18 protein-coding genes and 1 pseudogene are annotated in these 19,287 nt (G+C 74.0%); 13 read left to right on the forward strand and 6 right to left on the reverse strand.

What is annotated here, in order from left to right:
* Window positions 1-276 precede the first annotated feature (276 nt).
* Both IE248_RS10780 and IE248_RS10785 read left to right on the forward strand, forming a co-directional pair.
* The gene (locus tag IE248_RS10780; RefSeq protein ID WP_079196293.1) at window positions 277-951 is read left to right on the forward strand and encodes an RNA polymerase sigma factor; all 675 of its coding nucleotides are present in this window, start codon (window positions 277-279) and stop codon (window positions 949-951) included.
* The gene (locus IE248_RS10785; protein WP_190030590.1) at window positions 948-1,538 is read left to right on the forward strand and encodes a hypothetical protein; all 591 of its coding nucleotides are present in this window, start codon (window positions 948-950) and stop codon (window positions 1,536-1,538) included. The genes IE248_RS10780 and IE248_RS10785 overlap by 4 nt, the downstream gene beginning before the upstream one ends.
* Before the next feature lie 70 nt (window positions 1,539-1,608).
* On the opposite strand, the gene IE248_RS10790 is transcribed toward IE248_RS10785, so the two are convergent.
* From IE248_RS10790 to IE248_RS10800, 3 genes are all read right to left on the reverse strand, one after another.
* Window positions 1,609-2,454: an endo alpha-1,4 polygalactosaminidase gene (locus IE248_RS10790; RefSeq protein WP_073798533.1), complete on the reverse strand. Its 846-nt coding sequence runs from the start codon at window positions 2,452-2,454 to the stop codon at window positions 1,609-1,611.
* 79 nt (window positions 2,455-2,533) lie between these two features.
* Window positions 2,534-3,898 (reverse strand): sensor histidine kinase, encoded by a 1,365-nt coding sequence (locus tag IE248_RS10795; protein ID WP_190030591.1) that lies wholly within the window; start codon window positions 3,896-3,898, stop codon window positions 2,534-2,536.
* Window positions 3,895-4,620 (reverse strand): response regulator transcription factor, encoded by a 726-nt coding sequence (locus IE248_RS10800; protein WP_190030592.1) that lies wholly within the window; start codon window positions 4,618-4,620, stop codon window positions 3,895-3,897. The genes IE248_RS10795 and IE248_RS10800 overlap by 4 nt, the downstream gene beginning before the upstream one ends.
* A gap of 194 nt (window positions 4,621-4,814) precedes the next feature.
* Here IE248_RS10800 and IE248_RS10805 point away from each other — a divergent pair, with 194 nt between their 5' ends.
* Window positions 4,815-5,255, forward strand: a complete 441-nt coding sequence (locus tag IE248_RS10805; protein ID WP_100580955.1) for a VOC family protein — start codon at window positions 4,815-4,817, stop codon at window positions 5,253-5,255.
* Window positions 5,256-5,268: 13 nt separating this feature from the next.
* Here the strand turns inward: IE248_RS10805 and IE248_RS10810 are convergent, their stop codons facing one another.
* The gene (locus IE248_RS10810) at window positions 5,269-5,733 is read right to left on the reverse strand and encodes a MarR family winged helix-turn-helix transcriptional regulator (RefSeq protein ID WP_008744049.1); all 465 of its coding nucleotides are present in this window, start codon (window positions 5,731-5,733) and stop codon (window positions 5,269-5,271) included.
* A gap of 165 nt (window positions 5,734-5,898) precedes the next feature.
* Between IE248_RS10810 and IE248_RS10815 the strand changes: the two genes are divergently transcribed.
* From IE248_RS10815 to IE248_RS10825, 3 genes are all read left to right on the forward strand, one after another.
* Window positions 5,899-7,137 (forward strand): MFS transporter, encoded by a 1,239-nt coding sequence (locus IE248_RS10815; RefSeq protein WP_190030593.1) that lies wholly within the window; start codon window positions 5,899-5,901, stop codon window positions 7,135-7,137.
* Between the two features lie 63 nt (window positions 7,138-7,200).
* Window positions 7,201-7,659, forward strand: a complete 459-nt coding sequence (locus tag IE248_RS10820) for a GlcG/HbpS family heme-binding protein (RefSeq protein WP_190030594.1) — start codon at window positions 7,201-7,203, stop codon at window positions 7,657-7,659.
* 156 nt (window positions 7,660-7,815) lie between these two features.
* The gene (locus IE248_RS10825) at window positions 7,816-9,423 is read left to right on the forward strand and encodes a beta-N-acetylhexosaminidase (protein WP_190030595.1); all 1,608 of its coding nucleotides are present in this window, start codon (window positions 7,816-7,818) and stop codon (window positions 9,421-9,423) included.
* 17 nt (window positions 9,424-9,440) lie between these two features.
* Here IE248_RS10825 and IE248_RS10830 read toward each other — a convergent pair whose 3' ends face one another.
* Window positions 9,441-10,277 carry an endonuclease I family protein gene (locus IE248_RS10830; RefSeq protein WP_190030596.1) on the reverse strand — a complete coding sequence of 279 codons (837 nt, stop codon included), beginning with the start codon at window positions 10,275-10,277 and terminating at the stop codon, window positions 9,441-9,443.
* A gap of 352 nt (window positions 10,278-10,629) precedes the next feature.
* Between IE248_RS10830 and IE248_RS10835 the strand changes: the two genes are divergently transcribed.
* Complete coding sequence (locus IE248_RS10835; protein WP_190030847.1) at window positions 10,630-11,271, forward strand: hypothetical protein; 642 nt, start codon at window positions 10,630-10,632, stop codon at window positions 11,269-11,271.
* 114 nt (window positions 11,272-11,385) lie between these two features.
* On the opposite strand, the gene IE248_RS10840 is transcribed toward IE248_RS10835, so the two are convergent.
* Window positions 11,386-12,192: a glutamate ABC transporter substrate-binding protein gene (locus IE248_RS10840; RefSeq protein ID WP_073798542.1), complete on the reverse strand. Its 807-nt coding sequence runs from the start codon at window positions 12,190-12,192 to the stop codon at window positions 11,386-11,388.
* 233 nt (window positions 12,193-12,425) lie between these two features.
* Between IE248_RS10840 and IE248_RS10845 the strand changes: the two genes are divergently transcribed.
* From IE248_RS10845 to IE248_RS10870, 6 genes and pseudogenes are all read left to right on the forward strand, one after another.
* The gene (locus IE248_RS10845) at window positions 12,426-13,535 is read left to right on the forward strand and encodes a hypothetical protein (protein WP_373301505.1); all 1,110 of its coding nucleotides are present in this window, start codon (window positions 12,426-12,428) and stop codon (window positions 13,533-13,535) included.
* A gap of 211 nt (window positions 13,536-13,746) precedes the next feature.
* Window positions 13,747-13,819 (forward strand): annotated as a pseudogene (locus IE248_RS10850).
* 57 nt (window positions 13,820-13,876) lie between these two features.
* Window positions 13,877-15,016: a leucine-rich repeat domain-containing protein gene (locus tag IE248_RS10855; RefSeq protein WP_073798543.1), complete on the forward strand. Its 1,140-nt coding sequence runs from the start codon at window positions 13,877-13,879 to the stop codon at window positions 15,014-15,016.
* Entirely contained in the window at window positions 15,013-16,803 is a 1,791-nt protein-coding gene (locus IE248_RS10860) for an ankyrin repeat domain-containing protein (protein WP_190030598.1), read from the forward strand. Before IE248_RS10855 ends, IE248_RS10860 begins: the two co-directional genes overlap by 4 nt.
* Window positions 16,800-18,005 (forward strand): AAA family ATPase, encoded by a 1,206-nt coding sequence (locus IE248_RS10865; protein ID WP_037798741.1) that lies wholly within the window; start codon window positions 16,800-16,802, stop codon window positions 18,003-18,005. Before IE248_RS10860 ends, IE248_RS10865 begins: the two co-directional genes overlap by 4 nt.
* 17 nt (window positions 18,006-18,022) lie before the next feature.
* On the forward strand, window positions 18,023-19,216 hold the full coding sequence (locus tag IE248_RS10870) for a vWA domain-containing protein (protein ID WP_190030599.1): 1,194 nt from the start codon (window positions 18,023-18,025) through the stop codon (window positions 19,214-19,216).
* The last annotated feature ends 71 nt before the right edge of the window (window positions 19,217-19,287 follow it).

Consider the following 19,287-nt stretch of genomic DNA (forward strand, 5'->3'; position numbering starts at 1 on the left):
GACGTCCGCCCCGGCTCCGTCGGTGAGCGCCGCCCCGGGCTCCGCCACGCCCTCCCCGGCGCCGACCCGCCCGGGCGCCACCCCGTCCGCCTCGCCCAGTGCCGCTCCGTCCGCCTCGCCCAGTGCCGCCCCCGGCGGATCCGGTTCCTCCGAGCTCGCGCATACTGGCTCCTCCACCACCACCATGGCCCTCGGCGCCGGCGCCGCAGGGCTCATCGCGGTCGGTGCCGGCGCCCTGTACACCGTGCGGCGCCGCGTCAGCAGCTGAGGAATCCTGTGCTCCACCTCGTCTCAACCGCAGGCCCCCTCGCTCCCGGTCACGGCCGGGAGCGGCGGGGCCCGTGGTGGTGGCTGCTGCGCCGAGAGCGTCCCGCCCCGGCCGCCGAGCCCCAGCCGCGCCGGTTCTCGTACACCTACGACCCGGGCCACGAAGGCACCGGCCCCGGACACGGGGAGAGCGGGCAGCCGCCGACCGTCAGCGCGCTCTACCACGCGCACCGGCTGCGCATGGTGCGCCTCGCGGTGCTGCTCGTCGACGACCCGGCCACCGCCGAGGACGTGGTGCAGGACGCCTTCACCGCCCTGTACCGGCGGCACGGGGAGAACATCACGGAGGTGGACAACGCGCTGGGCTACCTGCGCACCGCCGTGGTGAACACCTCCCGCTCCGTGCTGCGCCGCAGACGGACGGCTCGCGCGTGGACCCCGCCCGCCGCCGTCGACGTACCCTCCGCCGAGGCGCACGTCGTCCTCGACGAGGCGCACCGCGAAGTGCTCGCCGCCCTGGGGCGGCTGACCCCGCGCCGGCGGCAGGTGCTGGTGCTGCGCTACTGGGCCGACCTGAGCGAGGCGGAGATAGCCGACACGCTCGGCATCAGCCGGGGCGCCGTCAAATCGAACGCGAGCCGGGGGCTGGACGCGCTGGAACGGATCCTGGAGGGACGGATATGACCTCGTACGGCGAATCGCCGGGCGGCCACCCGGCCGAGCGCCCCGTCGAGCGGCGGCTGCGCCAGGCGCTGGCCGCGCGGGCGGACGAGATCACCGTGCGCGACCTGCGCCCCGCGGATCCGCCGGGGCCCCGCGCGCGCGGCTCCCGCCCCGCGTGGCTGCGGGCGTACGGGACGCGCCGCTTCGTGCTGCCCGTGGCGGCCGGGCTGGCCGCGGCGGCCACGGTGATCGGGTACGTCGTCCTCGCGCCCGGGTCCGGACCGGCCCGCCCGGAGCCGCCCGCCGCCCCGCCCGAGATCAGCACCCCCGGTCCGACACCGGGATCGGGCACGCCGACGCCGGGAGCGTCACCGTCGCCGTCGCCGACGCCCGGGGGGAGCCGGACACCGCCGGGCCCCTCCGTGTCCTCCTCGCCGTCGGGGCTGCCGTCGCGCTCGCCCGCCCCGCCCTCGCGGGCCCCGTCGCCGTCGGGCTCCCCGTCCGGCCCCGCCCGGTCCTCGGCCCCGTCGTTCTCGGGGCCGCCCACCGGCACCGTCACCCCGTCGGCCGCGCACAGCGCGACGAGCTCGCGCGCGCCGGGCTTCTAGGCCCGGTCCCGCCGGGCATGCCGCAGCGGCCTCTCCCGAAGGGGGGCGGGAGAGGCCGGGACCGGAGGGGTCAGCAGGTGCGGAAGCGGTACGCCTTGGAGCCGGGGGCCGTGACGTCCAGGTCGCGCTGGACGACGGAGAGCTTGGAGCCCCAGGCGGAGCAGGCCTTGTTGTAGCCGGAGTTCTGGTACTCGATGACGAACACGCGGTTCGCGTAGGCCTTCGCGAAGTCGCCGCACTCGTCGTACTGGCCGCACTCCTCGGCGACGGCGAAGTCGAAGCCGATCTTCGTCCGGTCGGGGAGCAGGTCGGCGGTGTTCTTCTGGCCGATGGCGAGGCCCGCCGCGTGGGCGCGGTCGGCGAGCAGCTTCGCGAAGGCGGCGTTGTCGGCCTTCTTCAGCCGGCCGCCGGAGCGGGAGAAGGAGTCCAGGTTGTCCGGCTCGACGGCCTGGTAGCCGCTGCGGGCGCAGCCGCTGATCCAGTCTCCGACGACCTTGGCGAGCCGGGTGCGCTTGTCGGCCGTCGAGGTGTCGAGGAGGGCCTCGCCCCAGTCCTCGTCGACGACCGGGCGCTGGGAGGAGTCGCGCAGTACGAGGTCGGGGTGGTTCTTCTGCCACCAGCCCAGGGCGTCGGGCTGGGCCTGGAAGGCGTTGATGTAGCAGACGTTGTACAGCCCGGCGGCGGGCGGGGCGGAGCGGTCCCGGGAGACCGCGCCCACGCCCTTGGGCGGCGTGTAGGGCGCGCCGATCTGGTAGTCGAAGGACACGTTCGCCACGGGGAGGCGGGGGGAGGAGGCCTGGCCGGCGGAGGCCTGGGAGAGCATCAGGCCCGCTCCGACGGCGACGGCGACGCCCGCGGCGGCCGCGGCCAGGGTGGCCTTGCGGCGCAGGAACGGGGTGGTGGAGTGTTTCGGCACACGTTCTCCTGTGCGAGGTGCGATGAGGTATTCGCATCCTGCGGGAGTGATCGTGAGGAATTGATGAGGTGCGGTTCCGCTAGAACCGTGTCGGGCCGCCCGCGTGGGCGGGGCCCGGGTCTCCGGGGCCCAGTGAGAGGCGGACCAGGGTGCCGCCGCCGGGGCGGAGGTCCGCCGTGAGGTCGCCGCCGTGCGCGGCGGCGATCTCGGAGACCAGGGACAGACCGATGCCGGTGCCGCCGCCCGGCGAGCGGAACCGCTCCGTCAGGGCGGGCAGGTCGGCGGCCGCGATGCCCGGGCCCCGGTCGGCCACGGCCACGGTCGCGCCGCGGACCATGACGTGCACCTCCGCGCGGCCGGCGGCGGGCGCGGGGGCCTGGGTGGCGCCGTGGCGCACCGCGTTGTCGAGGAGGTTGCGGACGGCGATGCGGACGAGCGCCGGGTCCGCGGTGACCACGGACGCGTCGAGGGAGGTGGTCAGCACGTGGGGGCCGGCCGCCAGTTCCTCGCAGGCCTGCTCGACCAGCTGGTCGAGCCGCAGCGGGACGGCCCGCAGGTCCGGCCCGGCGGCCTGGAGGCGGCCGCGGGTGAGGACGTTGTCGACGACGTCCGTCAGGCGCTCGGTGGCCCGGCGGATGCGCGGCAGGTGCGGGCCCGGACCGCGCGGGTCGGTGCCCGCGACGTCGACCGAGCTGCGCATCACCGCGACCGGGGTCCGCAGCTCGTGGGCGGCGTCGGCGAGGATGCGCTCCTGGGCCTCCAGCGACTGCCAGGCCGGCCGCAGGCTGCGGCCGGACAGCAGGTGTCCCGTCGCGGCGGCCAGGGCGGTGAGCAGCCCGGCTCCGACGAGGACGGAGGCGGCCAGCCGGCGGTGCTCGGCCATCCACTGGGACGGGTCGCCGACGACCACGACCGCGCCGCGCACCTCCTGCGTCTCGTCGTGGTGGAAGGGGCGGGCCAGCAGGTAGGCGGCGGCGCCCCGGGAGTCGGGTGCCTCGGTCCGTACGGTGTCGTCGCGGTCCATCGCGGTGCGGGCGAGCGCGGCCAGCCGGTCCTCGGCCACGGCGGGGTTGGCCGGCCCGGGGGAGGTGAAGACCAGGCGCAGCGTGCCGCCGGGCGCCGCGTGCAGCACCCGTACGCGGGGGGCGCCGCGGGTGGCCTCGTCGTCGTAGAGGCCGTCGAGCTGGAGGCCGTCGTCCGTGTAGTAGATCAGCGAGGTGCTGACGGCGGCGCGCTGGTCCATCTCGTCGTAGGCGGCGGCGCGCCAGGAGCGCTCGTCGGTGCGGATCACCATCCAGGACAGCGCGCTGACGCCGGCCAGGGTGATGAGGGTGGAGGCCAGGGTCAGCCTGAGCTGGAGCCGCCGCAGGCGCCTGCGGGCGGGCGACCGCAGGCGGCCGGCTCGTCCGCGGGCCGTCTTCGGCGTCCGCGCGGCACCGGTCACCGGGGAGCCCGGCGGCCGCCGGGGCGGCCGTGGGCGGGGGCGTCTCCGTCGTCGCCGTCGTCTTCGCCGCCGAGCAGGAAGCCGTGGCCGCGGACGGTGCGGATCAGGGGCGGCGGGCCGAGCTTGCGCCGCAGGCCGGCCACGACGGCGTCGACGACGTTCGAGACGGGGTCGGCCATCTCGTCCCAGCAGTGCTCGACCAGCGCGGCGCGGGTGACCACCGTCTCGCGGTGGACGAGCAGGTGCCGCAGGACGGCGTACTCCTTGTGGGTCAGGGTGAGCAGGATCCCGTCCCGCCGGACCTCGCGGCGGGCCGCGTCCAGCTCCAGGCCGGCGTGGCGGAGGTGGACGGGGAGCCGGTTCCCCGCGCGCCGGGCCAGGCTGCCGACCCGCATCACGAGCTCCTCCATGGCGAAGGGCTTGGGGAGGTAGTCGTCGGCGCCGGAGCGGAAGCCGTCGACCCGGTCGGAGAGGGTGTGCAGCGCGGTGAGGCAGAGCACGGGGGTCGTCCAGCCGGAGCGGCGCCGGTGTTCCAGGGCGGGGAGGGTGTCCCCGGAGGGCAGCATGCGGTCCAGGACGACGCAGTCGTAGGCGTTCAGGTCGAGCAGGAAGTCCGCCTCCGGCCAGTCGTGGGCGCCGTCGACCGCGTAGCCGGCGGCCTTGAGGCCGGCCGCCACGACCTCGCGGAGGTCGGGTTCGTCCTCGACCAGGAGTACGCGCATGTGCTGTCCGCCCTTTGGTTCGTGCTGAACGGGAGGACATAGTAAACAAGCCATGGCCATTGCTTGACCCTCGGTGTCGCGCCCGCCGTCGGGGCGGGGTCGACGGCGACCCGATGTCGAGAACGTACCGTCGGCTCCGTCCCCGGGGCATCGGCGGCCACCACCGGCCGCCCGCGGAAGAAGGAGAGACCGGCATGGCGATTCAGCGGATGGACAACGTCGGGATTGTCGTCGAGGACCTGGGAGCCGCCGTCGCGTTCTTCGTGGAACTCGGTATGGAGCTGGAGGGCAGGGGGGAGGTCGAGGGCCTCTTCGCCGACCAGTGCACCGGACTCGACGGCGTCCACTGTGAGATCGCGATGCTCCGCACCCCGGACGGTCACAGCCGGCTCGAACTGGCGAAGTACCGAAGCCCCGCGGCCACCAGCGGCGGACCGCGCAACCGGCCGCACAACATCCTGGGCACGCACCGCGTCATGTTCGCCGTCGACGACATCGAGGACACCGTGGCCCGCATGCGCCCGCACGGCGCCGAACTCGTCGGCGAGATCGCCCGGTTCGAGGACAGCTACCTGCTCTGCTACCTCCGCGGCCCGGAGGGCTTCATCGTCGGACTGGCCGAGCAGCTGCGCTGAGCCGGCCCCACCGTCACGCCCGGCCGTCGTGGTGCGTGTTCTCCACGGCGGCGACCAGCGGGGCCAGCTTCGGGTCCCGGGCGGCCTCGTCGAGCGCCTCCCGCAGCGCGGCGTCGTTCGTGGGCCGCGCGGCGGCCAGCAGGGCCAGGCCCGCCTCGCTCACGTCGGTGTAGATGCCGCGCCGGTCGGTGTCGCAGATGTAGCGGTTCAGCAGCCCGCGGTCCTCCAGCCGGCTGACCAGGCGCGTCGTGGCGCTCTGGCTGAGCACCACCGACTCCGCGACCTGCTGCATGCGCAGGTGGCCGCCGACGCCGCTGTGCTGCCGGCTGAGGACGTCCAGCAGCGAGTACTCGCGCACGCTCAGGTCGTGCCCGCCCTGGAGCGCGCGCTCGATGTGCGTCTCGATCCGGCCGTGCAGGAGGGAGAGGGCGCACCAGCCCTGGGAGAGGGCGGTGGTGGCGCTGTCCGTGACCGTCATGGACTCCTCCGTCTGAGCGTGCCGAGCGTGTGCCACCAGGATAGGCCACTAGCGCAATAGCCCGCGCTTGCAATTAACCGGCGTCTGCAATTAATGTGGACGCTCGTAAGCCGCGAAAGCAACCGGATGCGGCGTTGCGCAGTCTCCCTGAAAGACACCTCCCTCATGCCTCTCGCACTCCTCGCCCTCGCCATCGGAGCCTTCGGGATCGGAACCACCGAGTTCGTGATCATGGGCCTGCTCCCCGAGGTCGCCGCCGACTACGGCGTCACCATCCCCACGGCCGGCTTCCTGGTCACCGGGTACGCCCTCGGCGTCGTCCTCGGCGCCCCCCTGATGACCGTCCTCGGCACCCGTGTCCCCCGCAAGCGGATGCTGATGCTCCTGATGGGCCTGTTCATCGCCGGGAACGTGCTCTCCGCGCTCGCCCCCGCCTTCGGCGTCATGCTGGCCGGGCGCGTGGTCGCCTCCCTCGCCCACGGCGCCTTCTTCGGCATCGGTTCCGTCGTCGCCGCCGGGCTCGTCGCCCCCGAGAAGAAGGCCGGTGCGATCGCCATGATGTTCACCGGCCTCACCGTGGCCAACGTCGTCGGCGTCCCGCTCGGCACCCTCGTCGGCCAGACCGCGGGCTGGCGCCTGACCTTCCTCGTCGTCGCCGCCCTCGGCGTCCTCGGCCTGCTCGGCATCGCCAAGCTGGTCCCCGAGCTGCCCCGGCCCGAGGGCGTCCGGATCCGCCACGAGCTGGCCGCGTTCCGCAACGTCCAGGTGCTGCTCGCCATGGCGATGACCGTGCTCGGTTTCGGCGGGGTCTTCGCCGCGATCACGTACATCACCCCGATGATGACCAACGTCGCCGGCTTCGCCGACACCTCCGTGACCTGGCTGCTCGTGCTCTTCGGCCTCGGCATGGTCGCCGGAAACCTGATCGGCGGCCGGTTCGCCGACCGGGCGCTGATGCCGATGCTGTACGTGTCCCTGGGCGCGCTGGCCGTCGTACTGGCCGTGTTCACCCTCACCGCCCACACGAAGGCCGGCGCCGCCGTCACCGTCGTGCTGATCGGGGCGCTGGGCTTCGCGACCGTGCCGCCGCTGCAAAAGCGCGTCCTCGACCAGGCGGCGGGCGCTCCGACCCTGGCCTCCGCCGTCAACATCGGCGCCTTCAACCTCGGCAACGCGCTCGCCGCCTGGCTGGGCGGGCTCGTCATCGCCGCCGGGCTCGGCTGGACCGCCCCGAACTGGGTCGGCGCCGCGCTGGCCGCCTCCGCGCTGGTCCTCGCCCTGGTCTCCGGCGCGCTGGAACGCCGTACGGCCGGAACGCACCCGGCCGGCGTCGGCGGCAGCGATGGCAGCGGCGGCCCGGCCGTCGCCGCCCCGGCGGCCGCGGCCGTGCCCGCCCACCACTGATCTACCGCTGATCCGCCACCGCCCCGTCCCCTTCCCGCCCCGCACTCCACAGGAGAGTCCCGCATGTCCCGCACCACCGTCCGTACCGCCCGCCGTACCGCGGTCGCCCCGCTGACCACCGGGGACGCCGAGCTCCTCGTCGCCGCCGCCGCTGACGCCGCCGAGCGCGCCGGGGTCACCGTCAGCGTCACCGTCCTCGACGCCGGCGGCCACCCGCTCGCCTTCCGCCGGGACGACCGGGCCGTGCTGATCTCCGGCGAGACCAGCACCCGCAAGGCCTTCACGGCCCTCCAGCTGGACGCCCCGACCGCCGACCTCGTCGATGCCGTCCAGCCCGGCGCGCCCTTCCACACCCTGCCCACGGCCCTCGACCGGCCGCTGCTCTTCATCGCGGGCGGCCTGCCCGTCCACCGCGACGGGCGCCTCATCGGCGCGATCGGCGTGGGCGGCGGCGCGCCCGACCAGGACCACGCCTTCGCGGCCGAGGCGCTCGCCGCGCTCGACGGCGCGACCGAGGACTGACCGGGAAACCGGCCGCTTCGCCCCGGCGCCCCGGGTCGCGCCGACGTGTCCCCCGTGCCAGGTTGGGTACGGGGGACACACGGGCATGACGAACGGTCCCGCGAAAGCCCGACGCAGCCGACGGCACCGACCACACCGATGAAATTGATACATCCGATGAACGAGTGCATACGGATCAGGAGAGGCAACGCGATCGCGACGGCCACGGTCGCCGCGCTGGTCTCCCTCGTCTCCATACCCGGCTGTACGGCGAGCCCCGCGAGGCCGGACGCCTCTCCGTCCGCCGCCACCGGCAGCCCGGCCACCGAGCCTCCCCCCTCGCCGACGCCCTCGTACCCGCTGTCCACGGCCCCCCGCACCATCCCGGCCGTACGGGAGCACGAGGCGGCCCGCGGCCCCGGCTGGAAGCCCGCCCCCGACGCCCGCGTCGTCGTCCCGCCGGCCAACAAGGCGGCCCTCGCCGACGAGGGCAAGCTGCTCGCCGGTGAACTCGGCATCGGCTACGCCGAGGCCGCCGAACCCCGCCGCGGCGACGTCCAGCTCGCCCTCGGCGCCAAGAACTCCGGAACCCCCGAGTCGTACACCCTCACCGTGCGCGACGGGCAGGTCCGGATCACCGGCCCCGACGAGGCCGGGGTCTTCTACGGCACCCGCACCCTCAAACAGGCGGTGAAGACAGGAGGTTCGGCCCCGGAGGGAACCGTGCGCGACGCGCCCGCGAAACCGCAGCGCGGGCTCAACCTCGACATCGCCCGCAAGTTCTTCACCCCCGACTGGATCGAGGACCGGCTGCGCGAGATGGCCGACCTGAAGCTCAACCAGCTCGGCCTGCACTTCTCCGACGACCAGGCCTTCCGGATCGAATCCGCCTCGCACCCCGAGATCGTGTCCACCCCGCACCTCACCAAGGCGCAGGTGCGCGAGATCAACGCGCTCGCCTCCCGGCTGCACATCACGGTGGTCCCCGAGATCGACTCGCCCGGCCACCTCGGCGCGGTGCTGCGCGCCCACCCCGACCTACAGCTGCGCGACGTACAGGGACGGGCGGTCAAGGGCGCCGTGGACATATCGAACCCGGCGTCCGCCAAGCTCGTGGACGATCTGCTGCGCGAGTACCAGCCGCTGTTCCCCGGCGGCGCCTGGCACCTGGGCGCCGACGAGTACCAGGCCCTGGTCTACCGCGACCCGCAGAGCTCCTTCCCGCGGCTCGCCAGCGCGGCCCGGCAGCGGTACGGGCCGTCGGCGCGGGTCCAGGACCTCGCGACGGGCTGGCTGAACGACCGCGCGGACGTGGTCCGGCCGTCGGGCAAGGCGCTCAAGGCGTGGAACGACGGCTTCTTCGCGGGCGGCGTGACGAGCGCGGCGAAGGACATCCAGGTCGAGTACTGGACGGGCAAGGAGAACGGCGCCCGGCCGCCGCTGGAGTACCTGAGGGAGGGCCGCAAGGTCGTCAACCTCAACGACGAGTACCTCTACTACGTGCTCGGCCAGCCCAACCAGTTCACGTACCCCACCGGCAAGCGGATCTACGAACAGTGGACCCCGCTGGTGCTGCGCGGGACCACCCCGGTGCCCGCCGCGTACGCGGACCAGATCCTGGGCGCGCGGCTCGCCGTCTGGAGCGACCTGGCCGGGGCACAGACCCAGGACCAGGTCGCGGCCGGCATCCGGCTCCCGCTGGCGGCGCTGTCCCAGAAGGTCTGGGACGCGCGCACCCCGCAGCAGCCCTGGACGGAGTTCAAGGGGCTCGCGGACCGGCTCTAGAGCCGGTCCGCACCCGGCTACCAGATGGAGTTGACCCACTCGGGGTGGTCGATGAACGGGTTCCGGTTGTGCTGGAAGGTGTCGAATATGACCTGGTTGCGGCGCTGCTCGAAGGCGTCCGGCGGGTCCATCTGGTTCCACTGCTTCAGCAGGCTGATCTTGCCCATGAGCGGGGCGGAACCGTTGTTGACCTTGTCGTTCAGCTCCAGGTCGGCGAAGCCGTCGCCGCCGTCGTAGCGCACGGCCATGTAGAGGAGCATGCGCGCCACGTCGCCCTTGACCGCGTCGCGCGGCTCGAAGGAGTCGGAGTCGGTGAAGCTGCCCGGGGCCTCGGAGACCGGGCTGCCGCCCTTGTCGAAGTCCTTGTTGCCGCGGGTGCTGTTGACGGTGACGTCCTCGGGCCGCAGGTGGTGCAGGTCCGTGCCGGGGCCCGTCGCGGTGCCGAAGTCGCCGTGGCTCTTGGCCCAGACGTGCTCGCGGTTCCAGTCGTTGGCGCCGCCGCCGTTCGTGTTCTTGGACTGTGAGCGGCCCGAGTACACGAGTATGACGTTGTTGGGGTTCGCGGGGTCCTGGTCGGTGACCTTCAGCGCGTTCCACACGCCGTCGTAGGTCACCTTGGACTGGTTCTTGATGATGTTGTGCAGCGCGGACTTCAGCGCGGCGCCGGTCTTCCCCTCGGTGCCGGCGTAGTACGAGTCGACGGCCGAGGTCGAGGTGGACGCGGCGGCGGGGGCGGGAGCGGCGGCGTGGGGAGCCGCCGCTCGCTGCTGCCCCGCCGAGGCGGCGGCCGGTACGAGGAACAAGGCGGCCGCGGCGACGCCGGCGGCCCATGGGGTATGACGGAGGATGCTCATGACGTGGGGGATACCTCTTCACATGCACCGCCCCCGCCTGCGGTTGGCGGGGCATCAGTGGCAGAGCGAGGGTCACATTGTCATGTGCCGAACAGGTTAAAACCATGTGTCGGAACAGGGGACTTGACCCCCGCCCCCGCGCGGGCGGTGCCTCCTCGCCGGGGCGGCCACACCCCTCAACGTCCGCCCGCGCCCTGAGCGATGAGCGCACCCGCCCGGCGCGCCCCGTCGGCCCCGCTCCGGCCGGCCGTCGCGGCATGGGCCTCGGGGGGCGTTTCTGGGTAGAATGTGCGTACTTTTATGGATATCGAAGGGTTGACCAATCCCTCGCACACGCGGCGCCGAATCACTGATGGGACCGTTCGCCAAGGGCTGGTCAGCTGGTCAGCTGGTCATGCGTGATGTGCAGGAGATGAGCTTCGTGACCATTTCCATCCGATTCCGCCAGATATCCGCCGGCGTCGCCGCGACGGGTCTGCTCGCCGGAGGAAGCCTCCTCGGGGCCGGCGCCGCGTCGGCCGCGCCGACGACGACCTCCTCCGCGGTGAGCTCGACGCACGCGGACGACAACGACAACCGTGATCGCCAGGGCGACGGCCAAGGCAATGGCCAAGGCAATGGCCAAGGCAATGGCCAGGGCGACGGTCAGGGCAACGGCCGGGGAGACGGTCAGTGGAACGGCAACGGCCAGGGCGACGGCCGTGACCAACGCCAGGACCACCGTCAGGACGACCGCCGCGACAAGGGCGACCACGACAAGCGGAATCACAATGACCGGTGCTGGTGGGAGCGCGGCCACTGGGGCAAGACCTGGGTGAAGGGCCATTACGAGAAGGTGTGGCACCCCGGCGTCTGGCACCCCGGTTACAAGGACCACCACGGGAACTGGCACCCGGGCTGGAAGGGCAAGGGCTGGGTCGAGAGCAAGTGGGTGCCGGGCCACTCGGTCGGTCACTGGGTGCCGGGGCACTGGAACTGCCACAACAAGTGGTGACCGCTCGGCGGCGGCCCCGTCGTATACGGCCGCGCGCCGTACGTCGTGAGCGGGCGGCCGGCCCGGTTCGTCAAGCGGACGAACGGTCCGGCCCCGCCACCGCCCCGGCGGTCGTCAGTTGCCCGACGTGACCATGGGGGCGGGCTCGTACTTGTAGTTCGCCGGGCCGAAGTTCTTCTTCACGGCCGCTTCCCAGGATCCGTCCGTCACCATCTTGGTGAGAGCGGCGTTGATCTTCTTCTGGAGTTCCTTGTTGCCCTTCTTGACGCCGATGCCGTAGTTCTCGTTGCTCAGGCTCAGCCCGATCAGCTTGAACTTGCCCGTGTTCTCCTTCTTGGCGGCGTAGCCGGCCAGGATGGAGTTGTCGGTGGTCATGGCGTCGGCCGAGCCGTCCTGGACGGCGACCAGGCACTCCGAGTAGCCCTCCAGCTCCATCACGCTGGCCTTGGGGGCGAGGGCCTTGACCTTCTCGGCCGAGGTCGAGCCGGTGACGGAGCACAGCTTCTTGCTGTTGAGGTCCTCGGCCTTGGTGACGGAGGCGTCGTCGGCGCGGACGAGCAGGTCCTGGTGCGCGATGAAGTAGGGGCCGGCGAAGTCGACCTTCTCCTTGCGCTTGTCGCTGATCGAGTAGCTGGCGGCGACGAAGTCGACCTCGTTGTACTGGATCAGCAGTTCCCGGTCGGAGCTGAAGACCTGCTTGAACTCGATCTCGTTCGCCTTGTAGCCGAGCTGCTTGGCGACGTACGTGGCCACGTCGACGTCGAAACCGGTGAAGGTGCCGTCCTGCTCGCGGAACCCGATGCCGGGCTGGTCGAACTTGATGCCGATCGCGATGGGCTCCTTGGCGTCCTCCGCACACCCGGAGGCGGTCAGGGCGACCGCGATGGTCGCGGCGACCGCACCGGCCTTGGAAACCTTCATGCTGGACTCTTTCCTCGGGAACACGGGTCACGCGGGTCACGCGGGAATCGCGGGCAGGGTGAAACGGGTGAAACGGGTGGATCAGGAGAATTGGATAACTCGTTCACGAGCGGAACCAGGGGTTCGGCTTGGCGCGTGTATGAGGAAGCTAGGAAGGCTCCGGCGCGGTGTCACGGCATCTGAGCGAAATTTGAGGATAACGATCTGGATCTCCCGGAGGATCTTCGACGGATATGGATCTTGCAGGGAGAAGGGGGCGGGGAGTGGTGACGGGTTCGATCAGGGTCGACGGCAATACGCTGCTGCTGGGTGATGGGGTACATGTCCGTTTCATCAGGACATTGCGACTTCCGGAATCGGGTACGCACGCATTGCCGCCGAATTTGGGGGAGTTTCCCCTGCGGCGGGTCGAGGACTATCCGGACACGGTGCCGGGGGAGTGGCTGGCCAAAGGTGGCGTGATGCTGCCGGTGTACCTGCGCGAGGCGATGTGGCTGAGCTTCGCCGGGACCCGTGAGCCGGCCGCGCTCCAGGTCGGCGTGGGCAAGGTGTGCGCGGTGTCGGGCGAGCGCTGGTCGGGGCGGCTCGCGCGCGACCCGCAGAACTACGTGGTGCTGCCCCGGCAGCCCTGGCTCGACGGGATCAACTCGGGCGACGGGACGGTACGGCAGTTCGTGGCGGTGCCGCTCGGGCTCGGCGCGACGGTGGAGGGGCAGGTCACCGGCGAGGAGACCACCGGCGGGGTCCAGCTCCAGGCGTTCCCGCTCGGCCCGCAGGCACTGGAGCGATGGCGGGAAGGGGAGCGGGCCCGGCTGCTGCCTCCGCCGCCGCCCGCGCCGGGCGGTGGCGGGCTGTACGGGGGCCCGCCGGCTCCCTCCGGGGGTTTCGGTGGCTACGGGGCCCCGCCGCCGATGCGGGCGGCGGCCCCGGCCGCCCCGGGCGCCGCGCCCGCCGCGCCCGCGATGGGGCTGGGTGTCGGCGGCTCGATGCAGCAGGAGGTCTACCGCGACGACCGGGCCCTGTCCGCCTGGGCGCCGGAGCCCGCCGCGCGGATCTTCGTCCACCTGGTCACCCCGCCGGCGTGGCGCCGGATCACCGGGGAGGAGCCGCCGCCCTCACCGGTCGACCGGGCCGCGTACACCAGGGCCGGACTGCCCTGGTTCGACTACTACGACGAGAGCGGCCACGACCTCCCGCCGGCCGGAACCCTGGGCCAGGTCAAACCGGTCGGCGACTGGCTCGGCGACGACCACACCCCCTGGAACCCGCCGGCCCCGCACCAGATCACCCCGCTCGGCCCCACCCCGAGGCCGGGCAAACCCGTCCGGGACGGCGACTGGTAGCCCCGCCGCGAGGTGTTCGGCGTACGGCCCCGCTCCTGCCGCTCGCGCCGCCGTCGGCGGCGGGGCGGCAGGGCCGCGGACGGTCACGGGGCGTCAGGGGCGCCGCGAGGCGGAATGTCCCACAGGGGGGCGTATGTCCCCATCGGTGGGCGGGAATTGGTCAAACTGGTGATCGAGTTCGGGTCAGGCGGTCGGTATGATCGCGGACAGCAAGGCCGTAGCGCAGAGGTCGTCGCGCCCACGCATCGAGCTGGAGGACGTCGGTTCGAATCCGACCGGTCTTGCGTCTTCTTCATGTCGTTGTGGACGCCGGGCACCGGCGAAGGACCGGTGGAGTGGTGATGACACAGCCGACACCCGTACGCTGCCCCGTGATCGAGCACCCCGAGCTTCCGCTCGCCGACCCGGCGGGGCTCGATCCGCTGCTCGCGCGGCTCGCCGCGGCCGAACGCGTCGACGCCGACGAGGAGTTCCCGCTCGGCACCCTCCGCGGCGACGGCCGCGTCGACCTGTGCAAGCAGGGCCTCGGCCCGGCCGGCGCGGCGCGGCTGCTGCCGGTGGCCGCCGCCTCCGCGCACGCCCGGCACCTGCTGCTCGGCACCAACTCCATCGGGGACGACGGTGCCCGCGCCCTGGCCCGCTCGCTGGCCGGGGGGCACGGGCTGCACACCCTCTACCTCGGCTGCAACCGGATCGGCCCGGACGGGGTGAGCGCCCTGGCCGGGGCCCTCGCCGACGACACCACCGTCCGCGCCCTCTGGCTCAAGCGGAACCCCGTCCTCGAAGACGGCGCCCGGACCCTCGCCGCCCTGCTGCGCCGCAACACCACCCTGCGCACCCTCGACCTGGTGAACACCGGCATCGGGGCCGAAGGCGTACGCGCCGTCCTCGACGCCCTCATCCACCGCGAAGCCCCCCTGGAGCGGCTGTTCCTCGGCGGCAACGGCCTCACCGCCGCCGACGCGCCGCTGCTCGCCGCCCTCATCCGCGACGCCGGGGTCCGCGAGCTGTACCTCCCCGCCAACCACCTCGGCGACGCCGGCACGGCCGTCCTCGCCGCCGCGGCGGCCGCCGACCCCACCCGCCCCGTCCGCCTCGGCCTCGGCGGCAACGGCATCGGCCCGGCCGGCGCCCGCTCCCTCGCCGACGCCCTCGGCGGCATCGACACCCTGGACCTCGGCCGCGCGATGTCCGAACGCAGCCTCGGCTCCGACGGCAACTCCACCGGCGACGAGGGCGTCCGCGCGCTGGCCGCCGCGCTCCCCGGCAGCCCCCTGCGCCGTCTGGAGCTGCGCCACACCGGACTCACCGGACGCGGCGCGAAGGCCCTGCTGGCCGCGGTGCCCGCCGGCTCCCCGCTGGAGTACGTCGGCCTCGGCCCCGGCCTGCCCCGCCGCGTCAAGCGCTCCTTCGCCGAACGCCTGCGCCCCGCCCGCGCCACCCACCCGGACCTGCGCGCCATCGGCAGCGTGTACCGATGAGCGGCGCCCTGCCCGCTGGGGCCCTGCCCGGCGGCGTCCTGCCCGAGGACGCCTCGACCTGGCAGCGGATCCGCCGCCACGCCGTACCCGGCTGGATGATCGAGCGCGCCACCGCGCACCGGCTCGCCGGCGACTGGCGCGCGGCCTGCGCCGCCGCGGCCGTGGACATCCGCTTCGACCCGGCCGACATCGCCGCGCGCCACGGCTCGGCCGTCGCCGAAGCCCTGGAGGAAGACCTCCGGCACCTGGTGCCCGACCTGCTGCGCTGGCACCTGCCCCGCGGGCTGGGCGGCCGTACGACGATCGCCACCGACCTCCGGGTCCTGCTCGCCGCCTACGGCCCCCGCCCCGACGCGCCCACCCTCTGCGTCGCCACCCCCGCGATGACCGAGGGGCCGCAGCGGCTGCGGCTGCTGTGCGAACCGGTCCGCCCCGTGCAGCCCTACGTCCCGTACACCGGCTTCGCCGTGGAGGACTGGAGCGCGGCCCGGCCGCTCTGGGACGCCCGCCGCGCCGGCGCGCTGCGCGCACTCCTCGGCGCGGACGACGGCCGGCTGCCCTTCTTCCGCGCCGACGGCACCCCGCTCGGCCCCGACGAGCTGCCCCACGCGGAGCCCGGGCCCGGCGACCCCGCGGCGACCGCCGAGTGGGTCACCCTCCTCCAGGCCCGCGGCGACCACGCCGAGGCCTACGCGGCCGCGGGCATCGAGCGCGACCTGACCGCCCCCGAGCGCACCAGGGCCTACGGCCGCCCGGTGACCCCGGAGTCGGTCCTCGCGACCAACGCCCTCGACCTGACCCGGCTGCGGTCCGGGGTACGGGGGCTCGCGGCGGCCGGGGCCGGCGGCGCGTTCCGGGTCCACTCCCCCTACCGCATCATCCGGCTCGACGCGGTCGGCGAGGCCCCGCACGGCTCCGACGGCCCGATCCGGGCCCGGTACGTCGAGCAGCGGGAGGAGGCGGCGCGCGTCGCCCGGCTGCCGGAGTACGCCTGGAAGCGGCTGCCCGACCTCGAACTCGTACGGCTCGGGCGGATCACCCCGCGCGAACTCCACCCCCTCGTCGCCGGTGCCCTGTTCCCGGCCGCCGGACCCGCCGTCGGGCCGCCCGGCCCGGCGCGGAGCAAGCCGGTGCGGGTGCGCTGCGGGGGCGGCTGGCACGAGGTCCGCTCGCGCGGCGGCCTGCTGGAGATGCCGCACACCCCCGAGGAGCAGCAGCGCGAGCGCGCGCTGCGGGCGTTCGGCGGCGCCGTCAGCGGCTGCTTCGCCGTGGAAGCGACCTGGATCACGGGGGAGGGGCGGCTGCCGCGCGCCCTGCGCGCCGAGCACCGGGAGTTCTTCCTGCGGGCCCAGCACGGCGACACCCCGGCCGTCCTGGCCCTGCTGGACGCCGGTGTCAGCCCCCGGATCCGGGACGGGCGGCGGCGCGGACTGCTCCACCTGCTCCACCTCCTCGACCACGAGCCGCTGCTGCCCAGGCTGCTGGCGGCCGGGCTCGACCTGGAGTCCAAGGACGTCAACCAGCGCACCCCGCTCCAGTCGGCGGTGCACTGGGGCGGCTCCGCGGAGCTGGTCCGGGCGCTGCTCGCGGCCGGGTCCCGGATCGACGTCATCGACGAGATGGAACTGTCCCTCGCCCAGGAGATCCGCCGCTACAAGCGCTCCGACCTGGCCTTCCTGCGGCGCCGGGTGGACGAGGAGTTCCCCGGCATCGGCGCCGACTGGTGGGACGAGTACGTGCAGGACCGCGACGAGCACGACGAGCAGGACGAGGACGACGACGCATGAGTTCCCAGCCGCATCCGCAGGGCGGCCCGCGCGCCCTCGCCGCCGCCGACGCCCTCAACGCCCGGCTGGGCGGCACCCGGACCGAGCCCGCCGTCAACCCCCAACTGGAGGCGCTCGCGCTGGCCGTGACGGCCAATCAGCCCGTCCTGCTGTGGGGCGAGCCCGGCATCGGCAAGTCCGCCGGCATGGAACAGCTCGCCGCCGCCCTCGGCGTCGGGCTGGAGAGCGTCATCGCCAGCGTCCACGAGCCCTCCGACTTCGCGGGGCTGCCCATCGTCGGCGACGACCCCGCCACCACTGGCGTCCCCATGGCCCCGCCGGACTGGGCGGTCCGCCTCGCCCGCACCGGCCACGGGCTGCTGTTCTTCGACGAGCTGTCCTCCGCCCCGCCGGCCGTGCAGGCCGCCCTGCTGCGCGTGGTGCTGGAGCGCCGCGTCGGCAGCCTCGTCCTGCCCGCGTCGGTGCGGATCGTCGCCGCGGCCAATCCGCCGTCCAGCGCGGCCGACGGCTGGCACCTCAGCCCGCCGCTGGCCAACCGGTTCGTACACCTCGACTGGACCCACGACCCCCGCACCGTGGCCCGCGGCATGGCCGGAACCTGGCCCGAGGTCGCGATCCCCGCCGTCGACCCCGCCCGGATCTCCGGCTCCGCCGCCCGCGCCCGCGGTGTGATCTCCGGATTCCTGACGGCCCGGCCGGGCCTCGTGCACCACATGCCGAAGGAGGCCGAGGGCCGCGGCCGGGCCTGGCCCTCGCCGCGGACCTGGGAGATGGCACTGCGGCTGCTGGCCGCCGGATACGCGGCCGGCGCGGGCCGCGAGGCGCTGGCCACCGCCCTCACCGGGGCCGTCGGGGAAGCCACCGGCATCGAGCTGCTCTCGTACATGGAACACCTCGACCTGCCCGACCCGGACCGGGTGCTCGCCGACCCGGACGCCTTCGCGCTGCCCGGGCGCGGCGACCGGCAGCTCGCCTTCCTCATCGCCGTGGTCGCGGCCGTCCAGAGCGAGCTCACCCGCCCCCGCTGGGAGGCCGGCTGGGCGGTCCTGGCCAAGGCGGTGGAGGCGGGCGTACCCGACGTGGCCGCGCGGGCGGCCGCCGACCTCGCGGCGATGCGCCACCCGGACTGGCCCGTCCCCGCCGGGATCGACGCCTTCGTGGAGCTGCTCCAGCTCGCGGGCGCGCTGCCCGGCGGCGGCTGAGGCCGGGGCGGTACCGCATGAGCACCGCCGCCGGCCTGGACCGGGCGAAGCTGCTCGCCGCCCGCTTCAAGGCCGCCCAGGACCGCCCGTACCTCGCCTCCGCCCTGTACGCGCTGACGGTGGTCCCGTCCGGGCGCGTCCCCACCATGGGCGTCGACCGGCACTGGCGCTGCTACGTGGCGCCCGCCTTCGTCGACGCGACGCCCGTCACCGAGCTGGCCGGGGTGTGGATCCACGAGGTCGCCCACCTGCTCCGCGACCACCACGCGCGGGCCGGCCGGCTCCCGGCCGCCGACCAGCGCGACCACCTCCGCGTCAACCTCGCCCAGGACTGCGAGATCAACGACGACCTGCTCGCCGACGGGCTGCGGCTGCCCGAAGGCCGGGTCGAGCCAAGGGACTTCGGCCTGCCCGCGGGCGGCATGTTCGAAAGCTACCTGCCCGCCATCCCGGCCTCGCCCCCGCACGGCGCGGACTGCGGATCCGGCGCGCACGGCACCCCGATGCCCTGGGAACTGGGCGAGGCCGCCGGCCCGGCCCGGATCGGCGCCGTGGAGGCCGAGGCGCTGCGCCGCCAGACCGCCGAGGCCGTCCGGGCCCACCAGCGCGCCCGGGGCAGCGTCCCGGCCGGCTGGCGGCGCTGGGCGGAGCAGCTGCTGGAACCCACCGTCGACTGGCGCCGGGCGCTGTCCGGCGCGGTACGGGAGGCCACCGCCTGGGCGGCGGGCGCGGTGGACTACACCTACCGCCGCCCCTCGCGCCGCACGCCCGCGCTCGGCGGCCGCGTGGTGCTGCCCAGCCTGCGCAGGCCGCTGCCCCGGGTGGCGATCGTCATCGACACCTCGGGGTCGATGGGCGAGGACGACCTCGCCGCCGCGCTCGCCGAAGTCACCGGTGTGCTGCGGGAGGTGGGGGTCGGCGCCCACCGGGTCGCCATCCTGGCCTGCGACGCCGACGTGCACGCCGTGACCCGGGTGACCAGCGCCGAGCAGGTGACCCTGGCCGGGGGCGGCGGCACCGACATGACCGTCGGCATCAGTGCCGCGCTGGCCCTGCCCGACCGGCCGAACATCGTCGTCGTCCTGACCGACGGGTACACGCCCTGGCCGGCCGAGACCCCGTCCTGCCGGCTGATCGCCGCGCTGATCGGGGCTGCCGCGCCGGAGCCGCCGAGCTGGGTGGAGACCGTACGGGTCGACCTCGGGCAGTGACCCGACTGGCCTGGAACGTACGGTGCTTCGCCCCCCGTTCACGCGCGCATGACAGCATGGCAGGGCAACAC

The sequence above is a fragment of the Streptomyces goshikiensis genome (genome assembly GCF_014650555.1).
GTDB lineage: Bacteria > Actinomycetota > Actinomycetes > Streptomycetales > Streptomycetaceae > Streptomyces > Streptomyces goshikiensis.